This is a genomic window from Plantactinospora solaniradicis (genome assembly GCF_042658085.1).
Classification (GTDB): Bacteria; Actinomycetota; Actinomycetes; order Mycobacteriales; family Micromonosporaceae; genus Plantactinospora; species Plantactinospora solaniradicis.
Map to the genome: position 1 here is coordinate 240,654 of NZ_JBHSPR010000060.1, position 25,344 is coordinate 265,997.

A 25,344-nucleotide genomic window follows, 5' to 3' on the forward strand; every position below is an offset into this window, starting at 1 on the left:
GAGATAGTCCGAAGGTATGCCCAGCCCTACCCCGATTCCGGTGCCTGCGCCCCGTGCCCGACGGCCGGCCCGAATGGTCTGCTCGTCCGGCCCGGATCGAGCAGGAATGGGGGGAGCGGAACGTGTTCGAACTGCGAGACATCGTGAAGGTCTATCGGGGTGGCCATCGGGCGGTCGACGGGGTGACGCTGCGACTCGGCGCCGGGGTGCTGGGGCTGCTGGGGCCGAACGGGGCGGGCAAGTCCTCGCTGATGCGGATCGCCGCCACCGTGACCCGGCCGAGCAGCGGGCAGGTCACGTTCGACGGCGTCGACGTACTGGCCCGGCCGGATCTGCTGCGCCGATGTCTCGGCTACCTGCCGCAGGACTTCGGGGTCTACCCGAACCTGACGGCCCGGGAGTTCCTGGGCTATCTCGCCGCCGCCAAGGGGTTGCCGGCGCGGACCGGCCGGGCCCGGATCGACGAACTGCTGGAGCTGGTCAACCTTACCGGGGCCGGAAAGCGGCCGCTGGGGAAGTACTCGGGCGGGATGCTGCGCCGGGTCGGCATCGCCCAGACCCTGCTGGCCGATCCACGGGTGCTGGTGGTCGACGAGCCGACCGCCGGGCTGGACCCCGAGGAGCGGGTGCGGTTCCGTAACCTGCTCGGCGAGCTGGCGGCCGACCGGGTGGTCGTACTCTCCACGCACATCGTCTCGGACGTCGAGTCGGTGGCCACCGACATCGCCATCGTCGCCCAGGGGCGGATCCGTCGCCGGGGTACCCCGGAGGAACTGCTCCGGGCGAGTGCGGGGCGGGTGTGGGAGCTGCTGGTCGATCCCGCCGAGGTCACCCGGGTCCAGGCCCGGCACGTGGTCAGCCGGATGGTGCGGACGCCGTCCGGCGTACGGGTCCGGGTGCTGTCGCCAAGTTCGCCCGGTCCGGCGGCCACCCCGGTACCGCCCGACCTGGAGGACGCCTATCTCGACGCCATCCACCAGCCGGGCCAACCGACCGGCGGCACGCCGTGGACGGTGTCCCGATGACGGTACGCGGGCCGCTCGCCGTCGCCGTGGCCGACTTCCGGGAGCGGGTACGCCGACCGGCGTACGCGGTGGTGCTGGCCGCCGCGGTCGGCCTGGGCTACCTGGCGGTGCCGGAGGTCGACAGCCGCTGGGTGATCGTGAACGCCGGTGACCACCGGGGCGTCTACAACAGCGCCTACGTCGGCATGGTGACCGCGCTGGCCGGGGCGCTCTGGTTGACGGTCGCCGGCTTCTACGTCGTACGCGGCAGCGTCGTCCGGGACGAGCGCACGGGCGTGGGGCAGGTCCTCGCCGCGACTCCGCTGCGCAGCTCCGGCTACCTGTTCGGCAAGTTCCTCAGCAACCTGATGGTGCTGGGCTCGATGGCGGGCGTGCTCGCGGCGACCGGGCTGGTGATGCAACTGGCCCGCGGCGAGGACCGCGCGGTGGACCCGGTCGCGTTGCTGATGCCGTTCGGCCTGCTCGCCGTTCCCGTGCTGGCGGTGGCCGCCGCGACGGCGGTGCTGTTCGACTCGGTACGCCCGCTGCGCGGCGGGTTCGGCAACATCGTCTGGTTCTTCGGCGCCATGGTCGGGGTGATCGTCGGGCAGGGGCCGGACGCTCCGCTGGGTGGACTCGGCGTGCAGTGGGTGGCCCGATCGCTGCGGGCCAGCCTCGCCGCCGCACAGGTCGAGCCGGTGGATGGAGAGTTCAGCCTGGGACTGATGTACCTGGAACATCCACTGCGGACATTCGAGTGGTCCGGTCCCGACGTCGATTTCGGGTTCGTCGCGCAGCGGCTGCTGCTGGTCCTGGTCGCGGCGGGGATAGCGCTGCTGCCGGTGCTGTGGTTCGGCCGGTTCGACCCGGCGCGTACCCGTCGACGCCCGGAGCCCACCGCCGGCCCGCCCCAGCCCGCGCCGGCCGGGATGCCGCTGCCCGGGATGCCGCTGCCCGGGATGCCGCTGCCCGGGATGCCGCTGCCCGGGATGCCCGGGGCGGTGGCGGTCGGTGTGCCGGGGACGCGGAGGATCGGGACGGTGCCGTCCTGGTTGGCTTCCCACCGGGGCTCGGCCCGTGGTCCGCGCCTGCGCGCCGTGGACGGGTTCGGTCGACTGGTCGGCGGGGAGGTGCGGGTACTGCGCCGCTCCGGGTCGCGCTGGTGGTGGCTCGGCGCCGGACTGCTCGGCGCGGCCGGGGCGGTGGCGCCGATCGCGGCCGTACCGGCGGTGATCCTGCCGCTGGCCTGGATCTGGCCGGTCCTGCTCTGGTCCCGGCTGGGCACCCAACGCCACGAGTACGGGGTGGACGCGCTGCTCGGCGCCTATCCGGGAGCCCGGCGGCGGATGCTGGCGGAATGGGGGGCCGGCCTGGCCATCGCCGGGCTGACCGGGCTCGTGCCGATGCTGCGGATGCTGCTCGCCCAGGACGTCGCCGGGCTGGCGGCCTGGGGCGCCGGACTGGTCTTCGTACCGTCGCTGGCGCTGGTGTGCGGGGTGTTGAGCCGTACCCACCGGCTCTTCCAGGCCAGCTACCTCCCGCTCTGGTATGCGGTGCTGAACGGCATCGCCGCGCTCGACTTCATGGGCGCGGTACGCGTCGACGGCCGCCAGACCGGCCCCGCACCGCTGGCGGTGGGCGCCCTCGCCCTAGCCCTCCTCGCCATCGCCTTCCTCACCACCACCCTCCGCCACTCCCGCCGCTGACGTTGTCGAGCTTGTTGATCACGTAACGTCCGGCCTGCCCCGACCGGCCGGACGCTACGTGATCACGGGAGCATCAGATCTGGGTTAGTAGTTCACCCGCCGCCGCTTCGGCCCGGGTGAGGGCTTCGCGGATGCGGTGCGACTGGCGGCCACCCGCGCTGGCCAGGTTGCCGGTCCCGCCGGCCCCGCCGCCGATCACCCGGCCCGCCTCCACGAGTACGTCCCGGGCCTGGCCGCCCCGGTCCAGCAACGCGGGACTGAGCCCGGCGACGAGCTGCGCCTTTCCGTCGTCCACGACCGCGAGTACGGCGACCGTCGGCTCGTCGACCGGGCACCGCGCCAGGATGTCGAGTACGACCGACCGCAGCTCGGTGCCGGTGAGGTCGTCGCGGAGCGCGCTGACCAGCCAGCCGGTGCCGACCGCCCGGCGCTGCCCGAGCAGCGATCCGGTGATCGTGTCGAGTTCGTGCCGGCGGTGCTGGCGCAGCGCCTCCTCCGCCTCGGCGAGCGCGCCGAGCCGCTTGGCCAGGGTCGAGAGCAGGTCGTCCGGTCGGGCGCCGACGAGCTGGCCGACCTCGGCGAGCAGCCGCCGCTCGGTGTCGGCGTACCGCAGCGCGTCCCGGCCGGTCAGCGCCTCGATCCGGCGGAGTCCGGCGCCGACGGAGGATTCGCCGACGATCCGGACCGGCCCGGCCTGGGTGCCGTGCCCGACGTGGGTGCCGCCGCACAGCTCCCGGGAGGCATCGCCGATGTCGATGATCCGGACCTGCTCGCCGTACCGGTCGCCGAAGAAGGCGGTCGCGCCCGCCGCCTCGGCCTCGACCCGGCTCGCGTGCCAGACCCGTACCTCGGGATCGTCCAGCAGGTAGTCGTTGACCAGGGTGCCGATGCTGTCGAGTTCGGCACCGTCGACCGGGGAGAAGTGGGCGAAGTCGAACCGCAGTCGTCCGGGTGCGACGAGGGAGCCCTGCTGCCGGGCGTGGTCGCCCAGCACCCGCCGCAGCATGGCGTGCAGCACGTGGGTGGCCGAGTGGGACCGGGCGACGGCCGCCCGCCGCTCGCCGTCGACCCCAGCCTCGACCCGCAGGCCGGACCGGACCTCGCCGTGCCGTACCAGACCGTCGTGTACGTGGAAGCCGTCGACGCCGTACCGGGTGTCGGTGATCTCCACGATCGTTCCGTCGGTCGCGCGTACGCTGCCGTGGTCGCCCACCTGCCCGCCGGATTCGGCGTAGAACGGGCTGCGGCCGAGCACCAGCTCGATCCGGTCGCCGACGCCTGCCGTCTCCACCGGTCGGCCGTCCCGCAGTACGGCGAGGAGTTCGGTTTCGACGACGGTGTCGGTGTAGCCGACGAAGTCGGTACGCCCGTGCCGGGTCAGCAACCGCCGGTAGGTGTCCAGGCGGCGCTCCTGCGTCGCGGTCCGGCCCCGGCCGCCGCCCCTGGCCCGGCGGCGCTGTTCGTCCAGCAGCACCGCGTACCGCTCCTCGTCCACGGTGAGCCCGGCCGCCCGCGCGGCGTCGATGGTGAGGTCGATCGGGAAGCCGTACGTGTCGTGCAGTTCGAACGCCGTCTCGCCGGACAGGCGGGTCGTGTCGGTGCCACGGATCCGGCCGATCGCCGCGTCGAGCAGGCGCCCGCCCTGCCGCAGGGTGCCGGTGAAGCTCTCCTCCTCGTGCTGGGTGACCGCCTCGATGAGCGCGCGGCCAGCGACGAGTTCGGGCCAGGCCCCGCCGAGGTTCTCCACGACGCTGCCGGTCACCGCCGCCAGCACCGGCGTTCCGATGCCGAGGCTGCGCGCGTGCTGGATGGCCCGGCGCAGAAGCCGGCGCAGCACGTAGCCCCGTCCCTCGTTGCCGGGTAGTACGCCGTCGGCGATGAGGAACGCGGTGGACCGGGCATGCTCGGTGACGACCTGGAAGGAGACCGATTCCGGGCTGCCGTCGTGGCCGGGGAACGGCCGTCCGGCGAGTTCCTGGACGACGTCGAGGGTGGGTGCGAGCAGGTCGGTCTCGCAGATCGTGTCGACGTCCTGGAGGATCGCGGCGAGCCGGTCGAGACCGAGCCCGGTGTCGATGTTGCGGGTGGGCAGGTCGCCGAGGATCGGGAAGTCCTCCTTGCCGTCGCCCTCGCCCCGCAGGTGTTGCATGAACACCAGGTTCCAGAGTTCGACGTACCGTTCGTCGTTCACCGCCGGCCCGCCCTCGGGGCCGAACGTCGGGCCACGGTCGTAGCAGAGTTCGGAGGACGGTCCGGACGGCCCGGGTACGCCCATCGACCAGTAGTTGTCTCTCATCCCGAGCCGCTGGATCCGGGCCTGGCGGACGCCCACCCGGCGCCACAGGCGTACCGACTCGTCGTCGTCGGAGAACACCGTGATCCAGAGTCGGTCGGGGTCGAGCGGATAGTGCCGGGTGAACAACTCCCAGGCGTACGCGATGGTGTCGGCCTTGAAGTAGTCGCCGAAGGAGAAGTTGCCGAGCATCTCGAAGAACGTGGCGTGCCGGGTGGTCCGGCCGACATTGTCGATATCGGAGGTACGGACGCACTTCTGCACGCTGGTCAGGCGCGGCTGCGGCGGCTGGCTCTCGCCGAGGTAGTACGGCTTGAGCTGGTTCATCCCGGCGATGGTGAGCAGCAGTCCGGGGTCGTCGGGGATCAGCGGACTCGACGGGATCCGGGTGTGGCCGTGGTCGCTGAAGTAGTCGAGAAAGGTCCGGCGGATGTCGGAAGAGCGCATGGCACTGGCCTTGTCGGGCGGGGTGGCGAACGCGCACCGGAACCCGTACGGCCGGTGGTCGTGACGGGTCCTCGCGGTGTCCGTCCGGGGCTCGTTCGCGCGGAGGACGGATGGGCGGGCCGAAATGGCGTACGCCGAGCCGGGCCGAGGGGGTCAGGCGAGGACGCTGTCCTCGTTCCCCAGCTCGGCGTAAGTAGCTCGCCGCCCCACCGTGGCCATCAGCCCGCTCCGAATCGTCCTGACCGACCTGTTGGCCCGCTTCGCCCGCTGGCGCCGCCCGGCCCGGTCCGTGCACCGACCATAGCGCACGGCCGGTCCGGTGCCGGAATGCAATTCGCCGGAGGTGGCGCCAGTTCTGTCAGGTTTACCTTGACGCGATGTGTCGTCAAGGCTACCCTGACAGATATGGATCAATTCGTGGAGACCGCGCTCGCCGTGGACGTGTCCGGTGCCGTCACGGCATCCGTCGACGCCGCCGTCAACGAGGCGAGCCGACAGGCTGACCTGCTGATCGGTGGGCGGCCGGTGCCGGGCAGTCCACAGTGGCTGGCGGAGCAGGACGGCGATGCCGGCCGTTGGCGCGAGGTGGCGGCGCAGTTGCTGCACTTCCGGATCATCCTGACCGCCGGAGTCGACCCGCTGCCCAGCGTCGTCGGACTGCGGCGCTGGGGGGTGACCTGGGAACTGATCGCGCGGGCGGCGGGGGTCAGTCGGCAGGCCGCACACGAGCGCTGGGGCAGGCGGGTGCTGGAGGTCCTCGACCGGTACGGGACCGGGGAGCTGGGTGGTCCGGTGGCCGACGACGAGGCGGACCTGCGCTGATCGGGGTTGGGGGTATTGTTGTAACCCCAACGGGGTTATAGTGTCGGTGCTCCTGGCGGGACCGATGAATGGAGGGGCCGTGATGCCGAAGATCAACGTCTACCTGCCCGACGAACTGGCCGAGGCGGTGCGGGCCTCGGGCGTACCGGTGTCGGCGGTCTGCCAACGCGCGCTGGAGCAGGCCGTACGGCGGGTCACCGCCATTCGGGAGACCGCCCTCGGCGAACTCGACGATGCCGACCTGGCCGCCCGGCTGCCGCATTTCACCGCGCGGGCCCGGACAGCGGTCAGGCTCGGCATCGAGCGTTCCCGAGCGGGCGGGTCGGCCGGCGTCAGCACGGCACACCTGCTCGACGGCCTGCTGGCCGAGGGTGGCAACCTGGCCCTGCACGTGCTCCGGGTGGAGGAGATCGAGCCCGAGCGGCTGGCCAGCGACCTCGCCGGCCAGTCGACGGCCGAACCCGGAGTCGCCGCCGACAGCACGTCCCAGCACTTCAGCGGTCCGGCGGCCAACGCGCTGGAACTCGCGGTCACCGAGGCGACCGCGTTCGGCCACAACTACGTCGGCTGTGAGCACCTGCTGCTCGGACTGGTCGCCGAGCCCGACGGGGTCGCCGGGCAGTTGCTCCGGTCCCGGGGAGCCGAACTCCGACTGACCCGGCGGGCGGTCGCGGCGGCGCTGGCCGGCTACGTCCACCTGCGGGCCCAGGCCCAGCCGCCGCCCGCACAGGCGGGCGCCGCCGGGACGCCGACGGAACTCGCGGGCATGTTGGCCGCCGCCGTCGCCCGGGAGGTCCAGCCGATCGTCGCGCGGATCGAGCGGCTGGAGGAACGGGCCGGCGTGACCGGCGAGAACTGATCGGAGCGGGAGCGGAAAATGGTCAGCCGTGTTCTGCTGCTCGCGGCCAAGGACACCATCGCCTACTCGACCCGGCCGGGTGGGGAGGCGGTGGCGTCCGGCGCGGAGTTGCTCGACGCTCTTCCCCGGGATCTGCTCGCCGCCGACGTGGTGGTCGAGGACGTACTGGCCGAGCCGAGCTGGGACGTCTCCCCGGCGACGATGCTGGGACTGGGCCGACGCGTCCGGGCGGCGATAACCGACGACGGATTCGACGGTGTGGTGATCAGCTACGGCACCGACACCCTGGCGGAGATGGCCTTCCTCGTCGACCTGATGGCCGGCCCCGCCGCGTCGCGGGGCGCGATCGTCCTGACCGGCGCGGTGCGGCACCGGGACGAACTCTCCGCCGACGGCCCGCGCAACCTGGCCTCCTCCATCGCCGCCGCCGCCGATCCGACGTTGGCCGGAGCCGGCGCGGTGGTCTGTGTGGACGACGAACTACACGCCGCGCGCTGGGTCAGCATGGTCGACGCCACCACCGTGCGCGCCTTCTCGTCGGCGCCGGCTGGCGTACTCGGGCGGGTCGTCGGTACCCGGGTCGAGATGCTGGGTACGCCGCCGCCCCGGCCGCCCGAGGCGCACGGCGGGCCGGAGTCCGACGTCGCCCTGATAAAGACCTACCCCGGCATCGATCCGGTGCTGCTCACCACCGTCGTCGACGCCGGTGCCCGGGGCGTCGTACTGGAGGGCACGGGGCTGGGCAACATCCCGGTCGACCTCTTCGTGACCATCGGCGACCTGACCGGATCGGACATCCCGGTGGTGGTCGCGTCGCGGTGTCGTACCCGTCCGGTCGGGTTGTCGGAACTGCCGGCCCCGGCCGGGCTGGCCGCGAAGATCGGCGCTATCGGCGCCCGTGGTCTGGCCCCGGAGAAGGCACGGGTCGCGCTGATGGTGGCCCTCGGTTCCGACGGTGGTGTGGCGGCGGCACGCCAATGGTTCGATCATCTCGCCGTCCCCGGCAGCGGGGACGGCTGAACACCGTCGTCGGTGCAACCGCGCCGGATCATGACCCGTGTGCCGGTTCCGGGTCGGTATCGTCCCAGATGTTTCGCGTAGGCTGCGGCGATGACCGGCATCGATTCGCAGCCCACCCGGAGCGGCGGGCGTGGCAGGGTGCTGACGGTTGCGAAGATCGCCCGGTTGGCGGGGGTGTCCGCACCGACGGTCTCCCGGGTCATCAACGGACAGACCGGGGTGGCCCTGGAGACCCGCGAGCGGGTCGAGGCGATTCTCCGGGAGCACGACTACCGCCGACCGGGGGCGTCCACTTCGGTCGCCATCCTGGAGCTGGTCTTCCACGCCCTGGAGAGCCTGTGGGCGTTGGAGATCATCCGAGGTGTGGAGAAGGTGGCCCGGGAGCATGACCTGGCCGTCGTACTCACCGAGATGCAGGGTCGGTTGACGCCGGGTCGAGCCTGGACCGAGCAGGTGCTGACCCGGCGCCCGACCGGGGTGATCGCGGTCTTCTCCGAGCTGACCGTCGCGCAGCAGTCGCAGCTCGCGACGCGGTCGATCCCGCTCGTCGTGGTGGATCCGACCGGCGAGCCGCTGCACCAGACCCCCTCGGTCGGGGCGACGAACTGGAACGGTGGGCTCGCCGCCACCCGACACCTGCTCGACCTGGGCCACCGCCGGATCGCCATGCTGAGCGGCCCGACCCAGTGGCCGTGCTGCCGGGCCCGGCTGGACGGTTACCGGGCGGCGATGGACGCGGCGGGCGTACCCGTGGATCCCGAACTGGTCCGGATCAGCCGGCTGTACGTCGAGGGTGGCCTGGCCGACGGTCGGGAGTTGCTCGACCTGCCGGACCCGCCCACGGCGATCTTCACGGCCAACGACCTCCAGGCGTTCGGCGTCTACGAGGCGGCCCGACAGGCGGGGGTCCGGATCCCGGACGAGCTGAGCGTGGTCGGCTTCGACGATCTCTCCTTCACCCGTTGGTCGGGCCCGCCGATGACCACCGTCCGGCAGCCGCTGGAGCGGATGGGGGCGACCGCCGCGCGGATGATCATCGATCTCGCGGACAGCGGGCCGCTGGAGCAGCACCGTATCGAGCTGGCCACCGAACTCGTCGTACGCGAGAGCACCGCACCGCCGCGCCCGAGCGGCCGGGCTCCGGGTCGGGTATCTGCGCTCTGAGCTGCGGTAACCCCGAGTCGGGGAATGGTTGTCGCCGGTCTGGCCGGAGCCCGAACTAAATCAGGACCCGTCTATGTATTGCGCCTCGAAATATTCCCATCGATACTTCGGAATGTTTCGGGTCTTCGGCACGTCCGACGACCGCTGTCGTCGCCGGGGACCGGTGGACTGGAAGGGGATCGGGATGAGACGGCTCGTACAAGTGCTCGGCGCGGCGGGGGTCGCGGCGGCCCTGGCCCTGTTGGGCCTCACGGTGGCCACGCCCGCCTCGGCGGCGACGCTGACCGAGGTGACCAACTTCGGCACCAACCCCAGCAATCTTCGGATGCACCTCTACGTGCCGGACCGGGTCGCGGCGCGGCCCGCGATCCTGGTCGCGGTGCACTACTGCACCGGCACCGGCCCGGCGTTCTATTCCGGCACCCAGTTCGCCTCGCTGGCGGACCGGTACGGGTACATCGTCATCTATCCCTCGGCGACCCGCAGTGGCCAGTGCTTCGACGTCTACTCCCAGCAGGCGCTGCGCCGCGACGGTGGCAGCGACCCGGTGTCGATCCTGTCGATGGTCCGCTACGTCCAGCAGCGGTACAACACCGACCCGGCGCGGGTCTTCGCCACCGGCGTCTCCTCCGGCGCCATGATGACGAACGTCCTGCTCGGCAACTATCCCGACGTGTTCGCCGCCGGTGCTGCCTTCGCGGGGGTGCCGCACAGTTGCTTCGCCACCACCGGAGGCTCCACGTGGAACAGCGAGTGTGCGAACGGGCAGGTGATCCGGACCGCCCAGCAGTGGGGCGACCTGGTCCGGGGGGCCTATCCCGGGTACACGGGCCAGCGGCCCCGGATGCAGTTGTGGCACGGTACGAACGACGAGACCCTGCGGTATCCGAACTTCGGTGAAGAGATCAAGCAGTGGACCAACGTCCACGGGCTGAGCCAGACGCCGACCTTCACCGACACGCCCCAGTCCGGCTATACCCGTACCCGCTACGGCGGCAGTGGCGGGACCGCGCCGGTCGAGGCGATCAGCATGCAGGGCGTACCGCACAACCTGCCGGTCAACGCGGCCGAGGCGATCCGGTTCTTCGGGCTGAACACCGACACTCCGACGAACCCGCCGACCACCACCCCGCGTCCGCCGACCAGCACCCCGCCGACCGGGCCCCCGCCGACCACGACCCCGCCGCCGACCAACACCCCGCCGGGGCCCAGCGGTTGCATGGTCGGCTACACCGTCAACGCCTGGAGCACCGGCCTGACCGCCGCGATCACCATCACGAACCGGGGCGCCAGCGCCATCAACGGCTGGACGCTGTCCTTCACGCTGCCGTCCGGACAGACCATCACCTCAGGATGGAACGCCTCCTACAGCCCCACGAGTGGCGCCGTGACGGCCCGCAACGCCAGCTACAACGGCACGATCGGCCCGAACGCCTCGGTCGGGATCGGCTTCCAGGCCAACCACACCGGCAACACCGGCAGGCCCTCCTCGTTCACCCTCAACGGCGTGAACTGCGCCCTCACCTGATCCGGCCCGGCATGCCCGGGCACCACCAGCAGTAACCCACTCGCAGGTCAAGGGCCGGGCCGCGAGGGACGGGCGGGTTGCCGGCGGCTGATCCCCCGCCGGCAACCCGCCGCCCCGCTTCTCGGGGCCGGCGGGGAAGCCGGGTCTTCTAGTCTCGCCGCTGGTCGCCGTCCTCGTCGCGGTCCCGATCTTCCTGGTCCAGTTGCTGGCCAGTGCGTGGTGGCTCGGCAGGTACCGCTACGGCCCCGCCGAGTTCTGCCTCCGCGCCGTCACCAACGCCACCGTTCCCACCTGGCGCCGGGACCCGAGCTGACCACCGGCCCCAACCACCCGATTCCGGTACGACGATCGGCGCGCCCCCCGGCGTGGCCGATCGTCGTACCGCGCGCGATCGGCGGCACGGGTGCTGGAAGAGTGCGGTGACATGGGGGGACTGCTCGACGACGGGGCGCTGGAGTTGTCGGCCGTGGTGGCCAACTCGGCGATGAACCGGGAACGCCAGCTCGACGGCGTCAACAGCTACACCCGGGAACTGGGATTCAATCCGCTCGACTGGCTCGTCGCCAGACTAGGCCCGGACGGCTCCGGGGCTCGGAGCGACATCCCGATCGGCTGGCTGGATCTGTGCTGCGGCAGCGCCCGCGCCCTGCACCAGACCGCCGAGCGGCTGCACCGGGCCGGGCTCGACGACCGGGTGAGTCTCGTCGGAGTGGACCTGGTCGACTTCTTCGACCCGCCGTCCAGCACCGGCGTGCCGCCGCAACTGGTGTGCGCCCCGGTCGGCACCTGGGCACCGACGCGCCAATTCGACCTGATCACCTGCGTGCACGGGCTGCACTACGTCGGTGACAAGCTCGGCCTGCTGAACCGGGTCGCCGGCTGGCTCGCCGAGGAGGGTCGGTTCGTCGCCGATCTCGATCTGCGGGCCGTACGGCTGGCCGACGGTCGGCCCGCCGGGCGCCGGCTGAACGCCCAACTGCGCGCGGCGGGCTTCACCGTCGACGCACGGCGACGGCGGATCGGCCGGACCGGTCCCGGTGCGGGCGCGTTGCCGTACCGCTATCTCGGTGCCGACGACCGTGCCGGACCGAACTACACCGGCCAGCCCGCGGTCAGTTCCTACTACACGACCGGATGAGCGGGGTGTGGCGGAGGATCAGCCGGCCGCCTCGCGGCGCGCGCGGGCCCGCCGCTTGCCCTCGTGCATCGCCTGCACCCGGGCGATCGGGATGGCGCGTCCCTCCTCGATCAGTCCGGCGTCCAGCCGCTGCGGCTCGGGCATCCGGTCGGCCCACGGATCGCCGTCGCCGATCAGCCCCGGCACGGTACGCAGGGTGAAGTCGCCCGGAGTGACGTGCTCCAGTTCTTCCCAGTCCAGCGGGAACGACACCGGCACCCCCGGCCGGATCCGTGGGCTGTACGTCGACACCACCGTCGCGCCGCCGGCCCGGGTCGAGTCGAGGAACACCTTTCCGTCCCGGTCCTCCCGGATGAAGGCGGTGGTCGCCAGCGCGGGATCGAGCCGTTCCGCCCGGGCCGCGAGCGCGCGGGTGGCCGCGGCGACATCGTCGATCGGTGCCGACCGGTCGACGGGGACGAAGACGTGCACGCCCTTCGCCCCGCTGGTCTTGACCACGCCGGTCAGACCGGCTTCGGCGAGGGCCTGACGGACGAGGTGGGCGGCCCGGACGACGAGCGGGAACGCGGCCGATCCCGGCGGATCGAGGTCGAGAACCAGGTGGGTCGGATGCTCCCGGTGCGCGACCTGGGCCAGCGTGGGGTGGTACTCGACGGCGCGCTGGTTGCCGAACCACAGCAGGGTGCGCCGGTCGTTGCAGAGTGCGTACGACACCTCGCGTTTCGAGGCCTCCGCCCAGACCGGGACCGTCGAAATCCAGTCCGGGGTGTATTTCGGCACGTTCTTCTGCATGAACGGCGCCTGGCCTCGGAGCACCCGGATCACCGAGAGCGGCCGGTCCCGTAGCTGGCCGATCAGTTGGTCGTGGACCGCGTCCAGATACTCCACCAGGTCCCGCTTGGTGGCGTCGGCGCCGTCGAACAGCGGTTGATCGAGGTTGGTCAGCGGTACGCCGTCCCGTACCTCGTCCTTGCCCGTCATCCGACCACCTTCCCGGGGCACCGGTTCGAGGTCAACCCGGTCAGCCGAGGACGAGCGTGACGTGGTGCCCGGTGTCGTCGTGCCGGAAGGTGATCGTGCCGCGAAGCCCGGCGAGGTCACCGGTCGCGGTGCCCGGGACGATGTGCCCGAAGGTGCGGGGATTCTCGGCGTCGTCCACCCCGCCGTGCTGGTACACCACCGAGCCGTGCCGGCCGGCGATGCTGCCGGTGAAGCGTTCGGACGCCACATAGGCCCGGTTCGCCGCCGTCAGGAGTTCGGCCACGCTGGTCCCGTCGACGGCACCGCGGAAGGCCTTCCGGACGGTCACCCGGGCCAGAGTCCCGCCCTCGGCGGGCTCGTCGTAGGCCCGCTCGTCCCATCCGGTGACCTCGAACTCGGCGGTGATCTCGCTGCCGGAGGCGAACGATTCGGTGCCGGGGGCGAACGGTTCGGTGCCGGGGGCCGGAGCCTCGGTGCCGGCGGCGAGCGTGGGGTCCGTCGACTGCGTCATGCGGTGATCGTATGGCCGCCGTCCGACAGATCTTCCAGTTCCCGGTACATGACGTGCAGGCCCACCCGGCCCAACGTCGGATGCGCGAAGGCGCCCGGAACCGTCCCGACCACCTCGAAGCCGTGCCGCTCGTAGAGCGCGACCGCCGTGTGGTTGGACGCGGCGACGGCGTTGAACTGCATGCCCGCGTACTCGTGCCACCGGGCCCAGTCGAGCGCGAACCGACACAGCGCACCACCCACGCCCCGGCCCCGGGCATCGGCGGCGACCATGAAGCTGGCGGTCGAGACGTGCGCTCCCGGGCCGGGACGGTTCGGGCCCATCTTGGCGGTGCCGCGTACCCGCCCGTCCTCGACCGCGACGACCGTCAGCCCGGGTCCGGCCTCGACCCAGATCTCGTGCGCCTGCTCTTCGGTCATCCGCGGGTCGTAGGGGAACGTGTCCGCCGCCCGGACGACCTCCCGGACGATCGGCCACACCTGTGGCCAGTCGGCCTCGGCGAACCTTCGAATCAGCACGCCGCGACGCTAGTGGCGGCGCCCCGGAGTCGACAAGCCGATATCGTCGCCGAGCGGTGGCTGCCCCGGCCAACCCGCCGGGCCCGTCGAACCGGTCGGGCCGGTGGAACCGGTCGGGCTGGTGGAACCGGTCGGGCTGGTGGAACCGGTCGGGCTGGTGGAACCGGTCGGGCCGTTCGAACCGGTCGGGCCGGTCGGGGCAGCGGTGGCGGTCCGATCCACCTGGGCGAGACCCAGCTGTGCCCGCGCCTGCTCGTCGCGGTCGCCCGTCTCGACGGCGATCGCCAGCGCCGCCCGGTACCGGGCGCCCGCCTCGGCGAGATGTCCACCGGCATACCGCACGTCGCCGAGGCTGTTGAGGACGCTCGCCTCCCCGTACCGGTGGCCGGTCTCCTGGAACCAGCCGAGCGCCTGCCCGAACTCCTCGGCGGCACGGTCGTACCGGCCCATCGACGTGTGTACCCGGCCCAGGTTGGACAGCGCGGTCGCCTCGCCGTTGCGGTGCCCGGCCTCGCGGAACAGGGTCAGGGAGCGCCGGAGGGTGGCCGCCGCCTCGTCGTACCGGCCCAACTCGCGCTGCACGTCACCGAGGTTGCACAGTCCGATGGCCTCGCCGACCCGGTCACCGAGGATCCGGAACAGGCCCAACGACCGGCCGAGGAGTTCCGCCGCCTCCTCGTACCGGCCCAACTCGCTGTAGACGTTGCCGAGGTTGGTCAGCGCGCCGGCCTCGCCGTACCGGTCATCGAGGCGCCCGTAGAGGTCGAGCGCCTGACGCTGGTGCTCGATCGCCGGATCCCGCTGACCCAGGCGCTCGTACACGATGCCGAGGTTGGACCGGGTACGCGCCTGGCCGTACCGGTCGCCGCTGCGGTGGTGCATGGCCAGCGCCCGCTCGTGGTGTTCGATGGCGTCCGCGTACCGCCCGCGCAGCCGGTGTACGGCACCGAGGCTGGTCAGGGCGTGTGCCTGCCCTCCCTCGTCGCCGGAGCGCCGGGCGGCGTGCAGGGCGTGCGTGTGGATGTCCAGCGCGTCCAGGTGGTGACCGCTCTCCAGATAGCGGTAGAGCGTGTTGGACAGCGACACCGCGTACGCCGGCCAGCCCTGGGTCGCCGCGAAACCGCAGACCGCCACCAGCGACGCCCGTTCGCCGTCCAGCCAGTCGCGCGCCACGTCGCGGTCGTCCATCGGCGGGATCGGGACCCGGTGGTCCGCGTCCGGTTGCCGGACCTCGGGCCGGTGGTGCCGCTCGGCCGGATAGAGGGCGTCCATCGCCGCGGCGGCGGTCACCAGATAGTGGTCGAGGAGCCGGGTCAGCGCCGCCGCCCGTTCCGGCTCCGGATCCTCGGCGCCGCACACCTCGGCCGCGTACGCCCGCAGCAGGTCGTGCATTACCCACCGGGACCGCCCGGTCGACTGGACCAGATGCGCCCTGGCCAGCACCGTGAGCACCCGGTCCGCCCGGGTCACGTCCAGGCCGGCGAGCGCCGCGGCGGCGTACCCGCTGATGTCGGCACCCGGATGCAGGCCGAGCCGGCGGAACAGCACCGCGTCTGCCGGCGCGAGATGCCGGTAGGACCAGGAGAAGACGGTACGGACGGCCCCGCGCGGATCACCACCGGTGTCCAGCAGCCGGACCCGTCGACGATGGTCGGCCAGCTCGTCGACCAGGTCGGCGAGCAGGTCGTCCGGCCGGCTCCCGGCCAGCTCGGCGGCGACCCGGAGCGCGAGGGGCAGCCGGGCGCACTGCTCGGCCAGTTCCGCGACGGCCTGCGGCTCGACGTCGGCGCGGGAACCGATCAGCAACCGGAGCAGGCTGACGGCGTCGGCCGGTGGCAGCGGATCCAGGGCGAGCCGGCGGGCGCCGTGCAGCGCGACGAGACCGGCCAGGGTGTCCCGGCTGGTCACCAGCGCCATGCCCGGCGCCGTGCCGGGCAGGAGCGGACGGACCTGTTCGACCGAGGCGGCGTTGTCGAGCACGACGAGCATCGCCCGGTCCGTCAACTCCGTCCGGTACCGGGCGGCCCGCTCGTCGAGGTTGAGCGGGATCTCGTCGCTGGGTACGCCGAGTGCGGCGAGCAACCGGGCCAGGGCGTCTCCGGCGGACATCGGTTGCCCGTCGTCGTGGCCGCCCAGGTCGACGTAGAGCTGCCCGGCCGGGAACCGGGACCGGAGCCGGTGTGCCCAGTGCACGGCCAGTGCGGTCTTGCCGACCCCGGCGGTACCGCAGATGGCCACGATCACCACCGGCGGCGGCGCGTCGGTGGTCCGGCGTCCCACGATCGGGGTGGCGGGTGCGGGTGCGACCGTCGACAGTGGATCAGACGACTCCTCCGGTGTCGGTTCGGAGTCGTACCCCCCGGCGAGCAGTCGGTCGAGGTCCCGGAGTTCGGTTCGGCGCCCGGTGAAGCCGTACACGTCGGCGGGAAGCTGTCGTGGCACCTTTGCCGGCGTCGGTGCCGGCTCCGGGAGCGGATCCGGTGGCTGGGTGGCGACCTCGGCGCCGGCCGGCGGGTCCGGCTCCGTCTCGGCCAATACCTTGCGGTCGGGTCCCGGCTGACGCAGCAGCGCCGCGTGGGCCGCGGCCAGCACCGGGCCCGGATCGACCCCGAGTTCGTCGGCGAGCCGGGTCCGGGCCGCCCGGTACGCGGCGAACGCCTGGGCCCGCTGCCCGATCGCGTGGTACGCCCGGACCAACCGCGCCTGGGCCTCCTCGTCGAACGGCTGACCGGCCGCCACCTCGGCCACGATGGACAGCACCTCGGCACCCGCGCCGAGTTCGAGCATCGCGTCGCAGTACCGGGCCTGAGCCGCCTGCCGTTCACCGGTCAGGGCCAACACCTTCGGATGGTCGGCGAGCAGCGGTACGTCGGCCATCGGATTGCCCCGCCAGAGCGCGAGTGCCTGACCGGAGAGGGCGGCGACGCGCCGCACGTCACCCTGCCGGTGAGCGGTGGTGGCCGCGCCGACCAGACTACGGAACCTGCCGAGATCGACCTCTTCGTCGGACAACCGGAGGGCGTAGCCGTCGCCCACGCCCGGCAGCACCGTGCTGGGCGAGTGCGGTCGGCGGTCGGGTTCGAGCTGTCGACGCAGGTGTTTCACGTGCGTCTGCAGGATGTTCGCCGCAGTGGGTGGCGGATGGTCACCCCAGAGCGCGTCGATGAGTTCGGCGCGCGGAAGGGGATGACGCCGGGCCAGGACGAGGAGGCCGAGCACGGCGCGCCGCCCCGCCGGACCGAGGTCGATCTCCTGGCCGTCGCGCCAGCCGCGGACCGGACCGAGCACCTGCACGAGCACGCCCCGAACCTGCACGCCCACCTCCAGATCCGCGGATCAATGCTGACACGCGCGATCCATGGGCGTCTACGTACGGTCGGCGCTGTCCCGGTGTTCGGGCGCGGTGCAGGTGAGAGGTGGTGGCGTCGCCGTTCCGACGGCTGCTGACCGTTTGCCGCCCCGATGGCTGCTATCCGGCGGCCTCGGCGCTCTCGGGGACCTGACCGGCACCGGCAACCACCTTGTCGATGAAGCCGTAGTCCCGGGCCTCGGTCGCGGTGAACCAGCGGTCCCGGTCGGCGTCGGCCACGATCTGCTCGTACGTCTGCCCGGTGTGCCGGGCGATCATCTCCAGCAGCATCCGTTTGGTGTGCAGCATCTGCTCGGCCTGGATGGCGATGTCGGACGCCGTACCGCCCATCCCGCCGGACGGCTGATGCATGATGATCCGGGCATGCGGCAGCGCGTACCGCTTGCCGGGCGTTCCGGCGCAGAGCAGGAACTGGCCCATCGAGCCGGCCATCCCCATGGCCACTGTGGACACGTCGTTGTCGATGAACTGCATCGTGTCGTAGATCGCCATGCCGGCGAAGACCGAGCCGCCCGGAGAGTTGATCCAGAGGTTGATGTCGCGCTCGGAATCCTCGGCGGCGAGCAGCAGTAGTTGGGCGCAGACCCGGTTCGCCAACTCGTCGGTGACCTCGCTGCCGAGGAAGATGATGCGTTCCTTGAGCAGTCGGTTGTATACCGAGTCGTCGAGAGAGCTGGGCGAGGGGTCTCCGCCACGTGCCACAGGGGCGTGCAGGTCAGTCATAGGCTCAACGTAGTGACGGAGCCGCCGGAAAGGCGCACGCTTTCGCTGTCAGCGCACGGCTTGCGCCCTCGGCGGAATCGCGCCGGTGTCGCCGCCATGACCTGGCGTGGCGTCGACGACGTGGAGATACCCCGATCCCGCCCTCGCCGTTCCGGATCTGCACGTTGGTGATGTGCTGTGCGCAATGCGCGATCACTTGTGCGCCGTGCTGGGCTGCACTGTGTGCTGGGGAGTCGAACCCCCGCGCTGCCCTTCGCGCGCCAAAAGAGTGGCCGGAAACCGCCGACCCACGGTTGTGCACGCCTCCGGAACGACTACCTGCTCCACGTCCCTATCGCCGAAGCTAGCCCAGCAGATCCGCCTCCCAGTTGGTGCGCTGGATCCGTACGTCCAGCTCACGGATCTCCCGCGCGAGTACGTCGGCCTGACCGCGCAGCTCCGCGACCGGTAGCGCGGCGAGCATCTTCAGTTCGGACCGGAGCTGCCGGCCGACCCCGCGCTGATCCCGGCCGGCCGCCGCGTCCGCCGCCGCCGTGACCACCGCGTGCCGCATCCGCAGCACGTCGCGCCGGGCGAGCGCGTCGGTAAGCGTGCCGTCGCCGACCGCCACCGCCGCGTTGGTCAGGTTGATCCGGCGGATCAACGATTCGAGTTCGTCGAGCGCCTCGCCGACCTCCGCCAGCAACTGCGCCGGGTCCTCGGCGGGTGACTCACCCTCCTGGTACCGGGCATTGCTCACGATGCGCGTCCGGAGCTGTTCCACCCGGCGGCTCGCGGCAGCGCGGTCCGCCAGCGCCTCGGCAAGCTTCACTGTCCCTACCTCCATGGCCGGCTCAGGTCCGGACAAGTATGGATCACCCCGATCGGGCAGATCGGGCGGGTCACCGATCGGACGGGGAGGGCCCGCAACGGCCAGACCGTGCGGACCGCTTCCGCGTGGACGAGCAGATCACGCGGGAGCGGGCAGGTAACGGGCATCCGGGAGGAACGGAGGAAGAAGTGATCGGGAGTCCGGCTCGGGAATCAGCCCCCGAGCCGGGTCTTCCGGAGGTGCGCCCGGCAGGATTCGAACCTGCGGCCAACTGCTTAGAAGGCAGCTGCTCTATCCGCTGAGCTACGGGCGCGGGACCGGTCGTACGCCCCAGCAGGCTACCGTTGTCGGGAACAAACGATCGGCTCAGGGCGTGACGTTCTGGCCTGCACATACTAGGTTTCGAAGCGTGCAGTTGACGAGCACAATGTTTCTACCGCTGTTGGTGTCGACCGACGACGCCCGCTATGGCGCGGACCACGTGCTGGAAGACTTCACCCAGGATCTTGACGTCGGCTACTCGTTCGGCCCGCCGTACGGCAATCGCCTTGTCACCTGGGACGACCTCGACGAGCTTGAGGTCAGCCAGCGTGAGTTGCGCCAGGTGGCGGTGGACAACCTCTACCGGTTGCTGCCCCGGCTGCGGATCGACGGGCAGCCGCCCGCGCCGATGCTCTCGTTCGGCGGACTGGAGTCGAGCGTGCTGCTCGCGGCCGAGGTCTGGGAGGACCTGCAACGGTCCGTGCCGGGAGAACTGGTCGTGGGCGTTCCGGCCCGGGACGTGGTGATCGTCACGGGTACGGAGTCACGGCCGGGCATGGAGAAGGTACGCCGAGCGGTCGACCGGATCTTCTTCGCGGGTGACCAGAATCTGCTCAGTCCCGATCTGCTGGTGTGGCGGCAGGGCGCCTGGTCGGCGTATCGGCGGACGACGCCGGAGCCCGAGCCGCCACAGGATCGCTGGGCCGGCCCTGGCCGGGAGCCGGAGCAGTGGGACGAGCCGGAGCCGGAGCGGGAGCGGAGCCGCTATGACGTTCCGGAAGCAGAGCCGGAGCCGGAGCGCTGGGAGACAGCTCCCCGGATGACGGGTCCTCCGATGGCGGGTCCTCGGACGCCAGGTCCTCGGGCCTCGGGTCCTCCGATGGCGGGTCCTCGATCGGCACGGGAACGGGAGCGGGAGCCGGAGCCAGAGGCGGAACGGGAGCGCTGGACTGGTCCGGGGACGGCCCGGGAGCCCGGGGCGGCCCGGTGGGCGCGTCCTGAGGAGGAGGAGCCGCCGGAGCCGGAGCCGGAGCGGAGCCCGTACCGGTTGCCCCGGCAGCGCTCGGGTGACGGCGGGACGACGGACTGGCCGGAGCGGACTCCGGCGCGCCGCTCGAAACGACGTAGGCCGAGGCCCAACGGTTCAGCTCGGTGAAGACCTGCTGACGCACGGCCGGGCCGGACAGGGTCAGGTCGTGCAGGGCGCCGTCGAACCGGATCAGCGTGACGTGCCGGCCAAGCTTCGGTGCCCAGCGGGCCATGTGCGCCACGTCGAGTACGGCGTCGGCGGCCGTCGCCGAATCGTGCCACCTCCGGCCCCGGAAGCTGCGACTCGACGAGCTGACCAGGACCGGTACCGGGATGTCCAGACCGGCGTGCAGTTGGCGCTGTGCCCGGCGGATCGCGACGAGCCAGCCGGCCCGGATCGGAAAGCCGGCAACGGGCTTCCATTCGAGGTCGTAGCGCCACTCGCCCTGGTGCTCGGCGTGCAGGCTGCGGCCGTACACGTCGGATAGCCCGAACGGGATGGCCCGGTACGGCAGCCGGCGGCCCAGCCGGGTCAGGCCGCTCAGGGCGGCCACCATGGGCCGGCGGACCAGCCAGGGCAGGTTCAGGTCGAAGAACGGGCTGTTCAGGAAGAGGCCGTCGATGGTGCCGGCGGTCCGGTGGGCGTGTGCCCAGAGCGCGGTGATCAGGCCGCCGGTGGAGTGCCCGTTGACCAGCAGGGTCCGGATGCCGTCCGTTTCCCGGATGATCCGCGCCGCCGCGTCGAGTTCGGGGAAGTACTCGGCCACGTCGGAGCAGAAGTTCGGCGTCTGGTGCGGAAGCAGGCTGCGCCCGTGTTTACGCAGGTCGAGCGCGTAGAAATGCCACCCCTGTTCGACGAAGAAGTCCGCCAGGTGGGTCTGGAAGAAGTAGTCGACGAATCCGTGTACGTAGAGCACGGCCCGGTCGCTGTGCCGGGGCGCCCGGCGCCGGACCAGCGTGGCCGTGACCGGCCCCTCCTCGTCCCGACCGAGGTCGATCACCTGCCGCTCGTACGGCGGCCCGAGCAGGTCCGGCTCCACCCGTCTGACGCTACTCCGCAATACCAGATCGATCCTTGATCAGGCGTTTTTCCACAGGGCGCCCAGTTGTCCACAGACCGGTCCTGGTTGGTGGCGGCGGTCGAGGCGTGGCGGCCACGCTGTCGGTCGAGTCGGCTCGGACGGGAACAACCTGGATCCCTGGGGAGGGACGATGTTCGATACCTATGTAACTATTGTCGGAAATGTTCTAACTGCACCGGAATGGCGGCGTACTACGCAGAGTGGCACCCTGGTGGCCAACTTCAAGGTGGCGTCGACCGCCCGCCGTCTCGATCGCGAGAGCGGGCGCTGGGTCGACGGAAACAGCCTGCGCGTACGGGTGAACTGTTGGCGCAAGCTGGCGGAGGGGGTGGCCTCCTCGGTCATGGTCGGCGACCCGGTTGTCGTGGTCGGCCGGATGTACACCCGGGACTGGACCGACGATGCCGGCAACCACCGCACGATGTACGAGCTGGAGGCGGTGGCCGTCGGCCACGACCTGGCCCGAGGACGGGGACGGTTCGCCCGTAACCGCCCGACGGTGTCGACCTCGTCGGTGGAGGATGCCGACGCCGAGGCCCGGGTGCACGGCGAGGCCACCGAGTCCGTGCCGATCGAGGAGGCTCCGGTGTCGCTCGACGAGCGCGCGCTCGAGGACGAGGACGAGTACCGACGGCTGGCGGTGCCGGCGGGCCGGGGTTACGAGTCGGGTCCCGGATACGGACCGACGTACCTCCCGGCCGACGATTTCGACGGGCGGATCGACCTCGACGGCCGGATCGACCTCGACGGGCCGCCCACGGGCGAGGTGTCCGGGCCGGGCCACGACACCGGGCTTCCGCCCGACCACCGGCCCGACGCCGACGACAGCCTCGAAGGCGAGGGGATTGGAGAGGGCGAGAGCCACGGTCTGCTCCGCGACGAGCCCGACGACGGCCGCGAGGTCCCGTCCGACGCCACCGGGCGCGCTGGCGGACGAGGCCGGGGCGGGCGCGGCCGGACCCCCGCCTCCGTCTGAGGCAGAGAGGAGACCCGCCTCGGGCCGTCACGTTGCCGGACGCGACGGACCGAGGCGGGTCGGATGGGTGATGAGGCGGTCAGGGGTGGTCGGGCGGTATCCAGCCAAGAAAGCGCGTAGCCAACACGACGGGATCCACCCGGGGCTGGTCGGAGATGGCGATCATCAGCCGGCCGGTCAGGCACTTCCGCAGCCCGGCCAGGTTGTCTCGATAGATGACCAGCAGTGCCAGCCGGGCGGCCGAGCACGGCCAGTTCGCGCCGCACGCGCGGCAAAGGAACAGGGGACGCATGTGCGTATGGGCGCGGAATCGCGCGTGCGGGCGGAGCATCACGTGACCCGATGTGGGTGGCTGCCCGGCTGCCGGTTGATCACCGTGTGTTGCCGGTCGTTGTCTGTCGGGGCGTCCGCGCCCGCGCGGTCCGGCCGGGAGCCAACAAGCCGGTGCGACCGTTGGCCAGTTGCGAGCGGGCCGGCGCGGCCTCGCCCAGCAGCTGGTTCGTCGCACGTGGCCGGACCGGCGAGGATGGAGGGTCGGGCGTGACCGCCATGGTGTGGACGACGTCCGCTCGGGGCGGATAGGGCATCGGCACGAGCGGGATCGAATCCGGACAGCGCCAACGGAATCCGCAGCGGCAGTACCGCCACAGTCGACGCCAGTCCCGGCGGTGGCGTGGCTTGTTTCGAGGTATCCGTTTCATGTGCCCTCCGTCGTCGAAATGGAACGGGGACGCCGCCGAGGTCGATGTCCCTCGACGTCGCCCCCGCCGGGCAGCACCCGCCCGTCCTTCAGGCGCCTTCCTTGGCTTGGATCCGAGCGGGTGCGCGTGCCCTCCACCCTGGATGGACCACGGAGCGCAACGGAAGATGCTGCGAGAGTAGTGGTGGGGAAATGGTCAGCGACTATTCCTAATCAGCCGGAGTCAGGGAGCAGTTGATGAACGATCTTCGGGAGTTACTCCGACGGGAGCGGACCAAACGCGGAATGACACAGGATCAGGCCGGAGCGGCAATCAAAGTCAGCGGATCGTCGATCGGCGGCTTCGAGTCCGGCCGGATGGTTCCGATGCCCGACACGGCGAAGACCCTTGACGACCTGTTCGGGACCGGTGACGAGATCCAGCGCCTGTCGGCCGAGGCCCGCGAGGAGGCGCAGGCCCCGTGGCTGCGTCCCTGGACCGACAACGAGCGCCGCGCCACGCTGCTCCGATGGTTCGAGCACAGCGTGATTCCGGGACTCTTGCAGACCGAGGACTATGCCCGCGCGATCCTGACGGTCGGGCCGCACACCCCGGAACAGGTGGCGGAGATGACGGCCAGTCGGCTGGCCCGCCAGGCCGCCACCCTGGAACGGCCCGACCCTCCGACCCTTGCCGCGATCATCGGCGAACCCGCGCTGCGGTACGGCGGTCCGACAATCATGAAGGACCAGCTTGAGCATCTGGTCGACATCGGTCACCGCCCGACCGTCCACCTTCGGGTCATCCCCGGCGACGTCGGGCTGCACGCCGGCCTGGCCGGCGCGTTCGTCGTCGCCACGCTGCCCGGCGGTTCCCGCCTCGGTTACCTGGACGACCAGTTGCGGGGACGGGTCGTCTCGGACGTCGACGAGGTAGGCGACCTGGAAAGAACGTGGGAGAGTTTGAGTGCGGTGGCGCTCCCGCGCGACCAGTCCCGCGACATCATGCTGAAGGTGATCGATGAGTACAGCTGAGCCGACCTGGCGGAAATCCAGTCGCAGCAGCTCAAACGGTGGCGCCTGCGTCGAGGTGGCCGATAACCTCGCAGGCCGGGTGCTGGTCCGGGACAGCAAGGACCAGCAGGGCCCGCTGCTCGCGTTCGGCCCCGAGGCGTGGCGCGCGTTCGTCGGCGACCTCGCCCGTCGGCCGTAGCAGGCTGGAGGGCCGTAGCGCCGTCGGAGACACGACCAGCGCCCCGGCTGCCCGATCAACTCGGGCGGTCGGGGCGCTGTGCTGGGGCAGCCGGTGGCCATGGGCCGGGACTCAACGCCATTGCCAGAGTTCCTCGCTGACCCGGACCTCGGGCAGTCCCGGCACCGGCGCCGTAGCCGAGTAGAGCAGGATCCGGTCGTCTTCCTCGTCCATCGCGGCGAGCTGATGCGTACCGTCCGCCAGGGTCACCGTCCACACGCCGGGTGGCTCGGTATCGCCGTACAGCATGTACGCGTCGAAGCGGGCGGTGATCCGCTCGGCGAACTCCCGACGCCCGACCCGATCAGCCAACCGGCCTTCGATCCCGACGCTGAGGGACATCGCGAAGTGACCGGAAACCTGCTGGTAGGTGCAGAACGCCGCGAACACCACCTCCTGCGGAATGCCCCGCAGTCCTTCGGCGACTCGGTCCTCATGGCTCACGAACAGTTCATGCTCGGAAATCTGGAAGCAGTCCAGCAGAAACGTGCGCAGTTCGATCTCCGGAACCAGGCGGGACAACAGCCCGTCATAGCCGGTGGCCCCCGTCTCCGTCACGCCGCCACCCTGGTCGTGCCGCTAACGGCGGGGCGGGGCCGTGGAGTGGTTGCGCGGTACGGCCCAGGCGAACCGTTCTTCGCCCGGCGCGGCGGTCCTCAGGTAGTCCAGTTCGGCCCCCTCAGGTAGGACGAAGACAAGGCAGACGTCGAGCACCTCGACTGCCGAATCACCCTCACGGAAGGTGAAGCCCTCGCACGGGTCCTTGCCCGGTTGCCACTGCGGGTCGTCAAGCGGCACCACGTACTCTCCGTCGGTGTCGACGGCGCGCACCCACCTGTGGATCGACGGTTTAGGCATGATGCCGGGGCTGTGGTTTCCGAACGATGTCGGCACGTAGTACGGCGTCCCCGATGGCGCCGGCTCCTCGGTGCCGTCGTTGTGCCGGACGTTGAGTCCGATCAGGTCATCGGGTTTACCCCGCCAGACCCCAAACGGAGTGACAGAAATGGTGCCGTCGACATCGTTCAGGACCGAGACGGGGAGGTCCACCGATGTGCCCAGCCTTCGCTTGGGCAGCTCCTCTTCCCCGCAGCCGCCGCAGAGCACGATCCCCACCAGCGCGACAGCCAGGGCCAGACGCGACATAGGTCGAACGGTACCAGCCGGGCC

22 protein-coding genes, 1 tRNA gene and 1 pseudogene are annotated in these 25,344 nt (G+C 71.3%); 12 read left to right on the plus strand and 12 right to left on the minus strand.

Annotation, left to right across the window (positions count from 1 at the left end; translation table 11 throughout):
* The first annotated feature begins 122 nt into the window (after positions 1-122).
* Both ACFP2T_RS40735 and ACFP2T_RS40740 read left to right on the plus strand, forming a co-directional pair.
* Entirely contained in the window at positions 123-1,025 is a 903-nt protein-coding gene (locus ACFP2T_RS40735) for an ABC transporter ATP-binding protein (RefSeq protein WP_377432066.1), read from the plus strand.
* On the plus strand, positions 1,022-2,710 hold the full coding sequence (locus ACFP2T_RS40740; protein ID WP_377432068.1) for a hypothetical protein: 1,689 nt from the start codon (positions 1,022-1,024) through the stop codon (positions 2,708-2,710). Before ACFP2T_RS40735 ends, ACFP2T_RS40740 begins: the two co-directional genes overlap by 4 nt.
* 73 nt (positions 2,711-2,783) lie before the next feature.
* Here ACFP2T_RS40740 and alaS read toward each other — a convergent pair whose 3' ends face one another.
* Entirely contained in the window at positions 2,784-5,450 is a 2,667-nt protein-coding gene (gene alaS, locus ACFP2T_RS40745; RefSeq protein ID WP_377432069.1) for an alanine--tRNA ligase, read from the minus strand.
* A 405-nt stretch (positions 5,451-5,855) separates the two neighbouring features.
* On the opposite strand from alaS, the gene ACFP2T_RS40750 reads away from it, so the two are divergent.
* The 7 genes from ACFP2T_RS40750 (at position 5,856) to ACFP2T_RS40780 (ending at position 11,981) form a co-directional block, all read left to right on the plus strand.
* Positions 5,856-6,272 (plus strand): hypothetical protein, encoded by a 417-nt coding sequence (locus ACFP2T_RS40750; RefSeq protein WP_377432070.1) that lies wholly within the window; start codon positions 5,856-5,858, stop codon positions 6,270-6,272.
* A gap of 82 nt (positions 6,273-6,354) precedes the next feature.
* On the plus strand, positions 6,355-7,131 hold the full coding sequence (locus ACFP2T_RS40755) for a Clp protease N-terminal domain-containing protein (protein ID WP_377432071.1): 777 nt from the start codon (positions 6,355-6,357) through the stop codon (positions 7,129-7,131).
* Positions 7,132-7,149: 18 nt separating this feature from the next.
* On the plus strand, positions 7,150-8,151 hold the full coding sequence (locus ACFP2T_RS40760) for an asparaginase (protein WP_377432073.1): 1,002 nt from the start codon (positions 7,150-7,152) through the stop codon (positions 8,149-8,151).
* A 90-nt stretch (positions 8,152-8,241) separates the two neighbouring features.
* On the plus strand, positions 8,242-9,315 hold the full coding sequence (locus ACFP2T_RS40765) for a LacI family DNA-binding transcriptional regulator (protein ID WP_377432074.1): 1,074 nt from the start codon (positions 8,242-8,244) through the stop codon (positions 9,313-9,315).
* Between the two features lie 184 nt (positions 9,316-9,499).
* A complete protein-coding gene (locus ACFP2T_RS40770; RefSeq protein ID WP_377432076.1) occupies positions 9,500-10,843 on the plus strand; it encodes an extracellular catalytic domain type 1 short-chain-length polyhydroxyalkanoate depolymerase in 1,344 nt (447 codons plus the stop codon).
* 160 nt (positions 10,844-11,003) lie between these two features.
* A complete protein-coding gene (locus ACFP2T_RS40775) occupies positions 11,004-11,156 on the plus strand; it encodes a DUF418 domain-containing protein (RefSeq protein ID WP_377432396.1) in 153 nt (50 codons plus the stop codon).
* 111 nt (positions 11,157-11,267) lie between these two features.
* Positions 11,268-11,981, plus strand: coding sequence for a class I SAM-dependent methyltransferase (locus tag ACFP2T_RS40780; RefSeq protein WP_377432078.1), 714 nt, complete (start codon positions 11,268-11,270; stop codon positions 11,979-11,981).
* 18 nt (positions 11,982-11,999) lie between these two features.
* Here the strand turns inward: ACFP2T_RS40780 and ligD are convergent, their stop codons facing one another.
* From ligD to ACFP2T_RS40820, 8 genes and pseudogenes are all read right to left on the minus strand, one after another.
* A complete protein-coding gene (gene ligD / locus ACFP2T_RS40785; protein WP_377432079.1) occupies positions 12,000-12,962 on the minus strand; it encodes a non-homologous end-joining DNA ligase in 963 nt (320 codons plus the stop codon).
* 40 nt (positions 12,963-13,002) lie between these two features.
* Entirely contained in the window at positions 13,003-13,473 is a 471-nt protein-coding gene (locus ACFP2T_RS40790) for a DUF3224 domain-containing protein (protein ID WP_377432080.1), read from the minus strand.
* Positions 13,470-13,991 carry a GNAT family N-acetyltransferase gene (locus tag ACFP2T_RS40795; RefSeq protein WP_377432082.1) on the minus strand — a complete coding sequence of 174 codons (522 nt, stop codon included), beginning with the start codon at positions 13,989-13,991 and terminating at the stop codon, positions 13,470-13,472. The genes ACFP2T_RS40790 and ACFP2T_RS40795 overlap by 4 nt, the downstream gene beginning before the upstream one ends.
* A 9-nt stretch (positions 13,992-14,000) precedes the next feature.
* Positions 14,001-17,312, minus strand: a complete 3,312-nt coding sequence (locus ACFP2T_RS40800; RefSeq protein ID WP_377432084.1) for an AfsR/SARP family transcriptional regulator — start codon at positions 17,310-17,312, stop codon at positions 14,001-14,003.
* A gap of 148 nt (positions 17,313-17,460) precedes the next feature.
* A complete protein-coding gene (locus ACFP2T_RS40805) occupies positions 17,461-18,084 on the minus strand; it encodes an ATP-dependent Clp protease proteolytic subunit (protein WP_377432085.1) in 624 nt (207 codons plus the stop codon).
* A 343-nt stretch (positions 18,085-18,427) separates the two neighbouring features.
* Positions 18,428-18,895 carry a DIP1984 family protein gene (locus tag ACFP2T_RS40810; RefSeq protein WP_377432087.1) on the minus strand — a complete coding sequence of 156 codons (468 nt, stop codon included), beginning with the start codon at positions 18,893-18,895 and terminating at the stop codon, positions 18,428-18,430.
* A gap of 240 nt (positions 18,896-19,135) precedes the next feature.
* A tRNA-Arg gene (locus ACFP2T_RS40815) sits at positions 19,136-19,208 on the minus strand.
* Positions 19,209-20,202: 994 nt separating this feature from the next.
* A pseudogene (locus tag ACFP2T_RS40820) lies at positions 20,203-21,225 on the minus strand (alpha/beta hydrolase); the annotation flags it as partial.
* 172 nt (positions 21,226-21,397) lie between these two features.
* On the opposite strand from ACFP2T_RS40820, the gene ssb reads away from it, so the two are divergent.
* Entirely contained in the window at positions 21,398-22,243 is an 846-nt protein-coding gene (gene ssb, locus ACFP2T_RS40825; protein WP_377432089.1) for a single-stranded DNA-binding protein, read from the plus strand.
* Between the two features lie 79 nt (positions 22,244-22,322).
* Here the strand turns inward: ssb and ACFP2T_RS40830 are convergent, their stop codons facing one another.
* Positions 22,323-22,535 (minus strand): hypothetical protein, encoded by a 213-nt coding sequence (locus ACFP2T_RS40830; RefSeq protein WP_377432090.1) that lies wholly within the window; start codon positions 22,533-22,535, stop codon positions 22,323-22,325.
* Positions 22,536-23,180: 645 nt separating this feature from the next.
* Here ACFP2T_RS40830 and ACFP2T_RS40835 point away from each other — a divergent pair.
* Both ACFP2T_RS40835 and ACFP2T_RS40840 read left to right on the plus strand, forming a co-directional pair.
* Positions 23,181-23,957 (plus strand): helix-turn-helix domain-containing protein, encoded by a 777-nt coding sequence (locus ACFP2T_RS40835; protein WP_377432091.1) that lies wholly within the window; start codon positions 23,181-23,183, stop codon positions 23,955-23,957.
* Positions 23,944-24,135 carry a DUF397 domain-containing protein gene (locus tag ACFP2T_RS40840; protein WP_377432092.1) on the plus strand — a complete coding sequence of 64 codons (192 nt, stop codon included), beginning with the start codon at positions 23,944-23,946 and terminating at the stop codon, positions 24,133-24,135. The genes ACFP2T_RS40835 and ACFP2T_RS40840 overlap by 14 nt, the downstream gene beginning before the upstream one ends.
* A gap of 111 nt (positions 24,136-24,246) precedes the next feature.
* Here the strand turns inward: ACFP2T_RS40840 and ACFP2T_RS40845 are convergent, their stop codons facing one another.
* The gene (locus tag ACFP2T_RS40845) at positions 24,247-24,732 is read right to left on the minus strand and encodes a hypothetical protein (RefSeq protein WP_377432094.1); all 486 of its coding nucleotides are present in this window, start codon (positions 24,730-24,732) and stop codon (positions 24,247-24,249) included.
* A 21-nt stretch (positions 24,733-24,753) separates the two neighbouring features.
* Complete coding sequence (locus ACFP2T_RS40850; RefSeq protein ID WP_377432096.1) at positions 24,754-25,320, minus strand: hypothetical protein; 567 nt, start codon at positions 25,318-25,320, stop codon at positions 24,754-24,756.
* Positions 25,321-25,344: the final 24 nt, after the last annotated feature.

Excerpts from the sequence above, each read along its gene's own strand:
- ACFP2T_RS40740 (WP_377432068.1), top strand. The coding sequence starts at position 1,022 with ATGACGGTACGCGGGCCGCTCGCCGTCGCCGTGGCCGACTTCCGGGAG.
- alaS (WP_377432069.1), bottom strand. The coding sequence starts at position 5,450 with ATGCGCTCTTCCGACATCCGCCGGACCTTTCTCGACTACTTCAGCGAC.
- ACFP2T_RS40750 (WP_377432070.1), top strand. The coding sequence starts at position 5,856 with ATGGATCAATTCGTGGAGACCGCGCTCGCCGTGGACGTGTCCGGTGCC.
- ACFP2T_RS40755 (WP_377432071.1), top strand. The coding sequence starts at position 6,355 with ATGCCGAAGATCAACGTCTACCTGCCCGACGAACTGGCCGAGGCGGTG.
- ACFP2T_RS40760 (WP_377432073.1), top strand. The coding sequence starts at position 7,150 with ATGGTCAGCCGTGTTCTGCTGCTCGCGGCCAAGGACACCATCGCCTAC.
- ACFP2T_RS40765 (WP_377432074.1), top strand. The coding sequence starts at position 8,242 with ATGACCGGCATCGATTCGCAGCCCACCCGGAGCGGCGGGCGTGGCAGG.
- ACFP2T_RS40770 (WP_377432076.1), top strand. The coding sequence starts at position 9,500 with ATGAGACGGCTCGTACAAGTGCTCGGCGCGGCGGGGGTCGCGGCGGCC.
- ACFP2T_RS40780 (WP_377432078.1), top strand. The coding sequence starts at position 11,268 with ATGGGGGGACTGCTCGACGACGGGGCGCTGGAGTTGTCGGCCGTGGTG.
- ligD (WP_377432079.1), bottom strand. The coding sequence starts at position 12,962 with ATGACGGGCAAGGACGAGGTACGGGACGGCGTACCGCTGACCAACCTC.
- ACFP2T_RS40790 (WP_377432080.1), bottom strand. The coding sequence starts at position 13,473 with ATGACGCAGTCGACGGACCCCACGCTCGCCGCCGGCACCGAGGCTCCG.
- ACFP2T_RS40805 (WP_377432085.1), bottom strand. The coding sequence starts at position 18,084 with ATGACTGACCTGCACGCCCCTGTGGCACGTGGCGGAGACCCCTCGCCC.
- ssb (WP_377432089.1), top strand. The coding sequence starts at position 21,398 with ATGTTCGATACCTATGTAACTATTGTCGGAAATGTTCTAACTGCACCG.
- ACFP2T_RS40830 (WP_377432090.1), bottom strand. The coding sequence starts at position 22,535 with ATGCGTCCCCTGTTCCTTTGCCGCGCGTGCGGCGCGAACTGGCCGTGC.
- ACFP2T_RS40835 (WP_377432091.1), top strand. The coding sequence starts at position 23,181 with ATGAACGATCTTCGGGAGTTACTCCGACGGGAGCGGACCAAACGCGGA.
- ACFP2T_RS40840 (WP_377432092.1), top strand. The coding sequence starts at position 23,944 with ATGAGTACAGCTGAGCCGACCTGGCGGAAATCCAGTCGCAGCAGCTCA.
- ACFP2T_RS40850 (WP_377432096.1), bottom strand. The coding sequence starts at position 25,320 with ATGTCGCGTCTGGCCCTGGCTGTCGCGCTGGTGGGGATCGTGCTCTGC.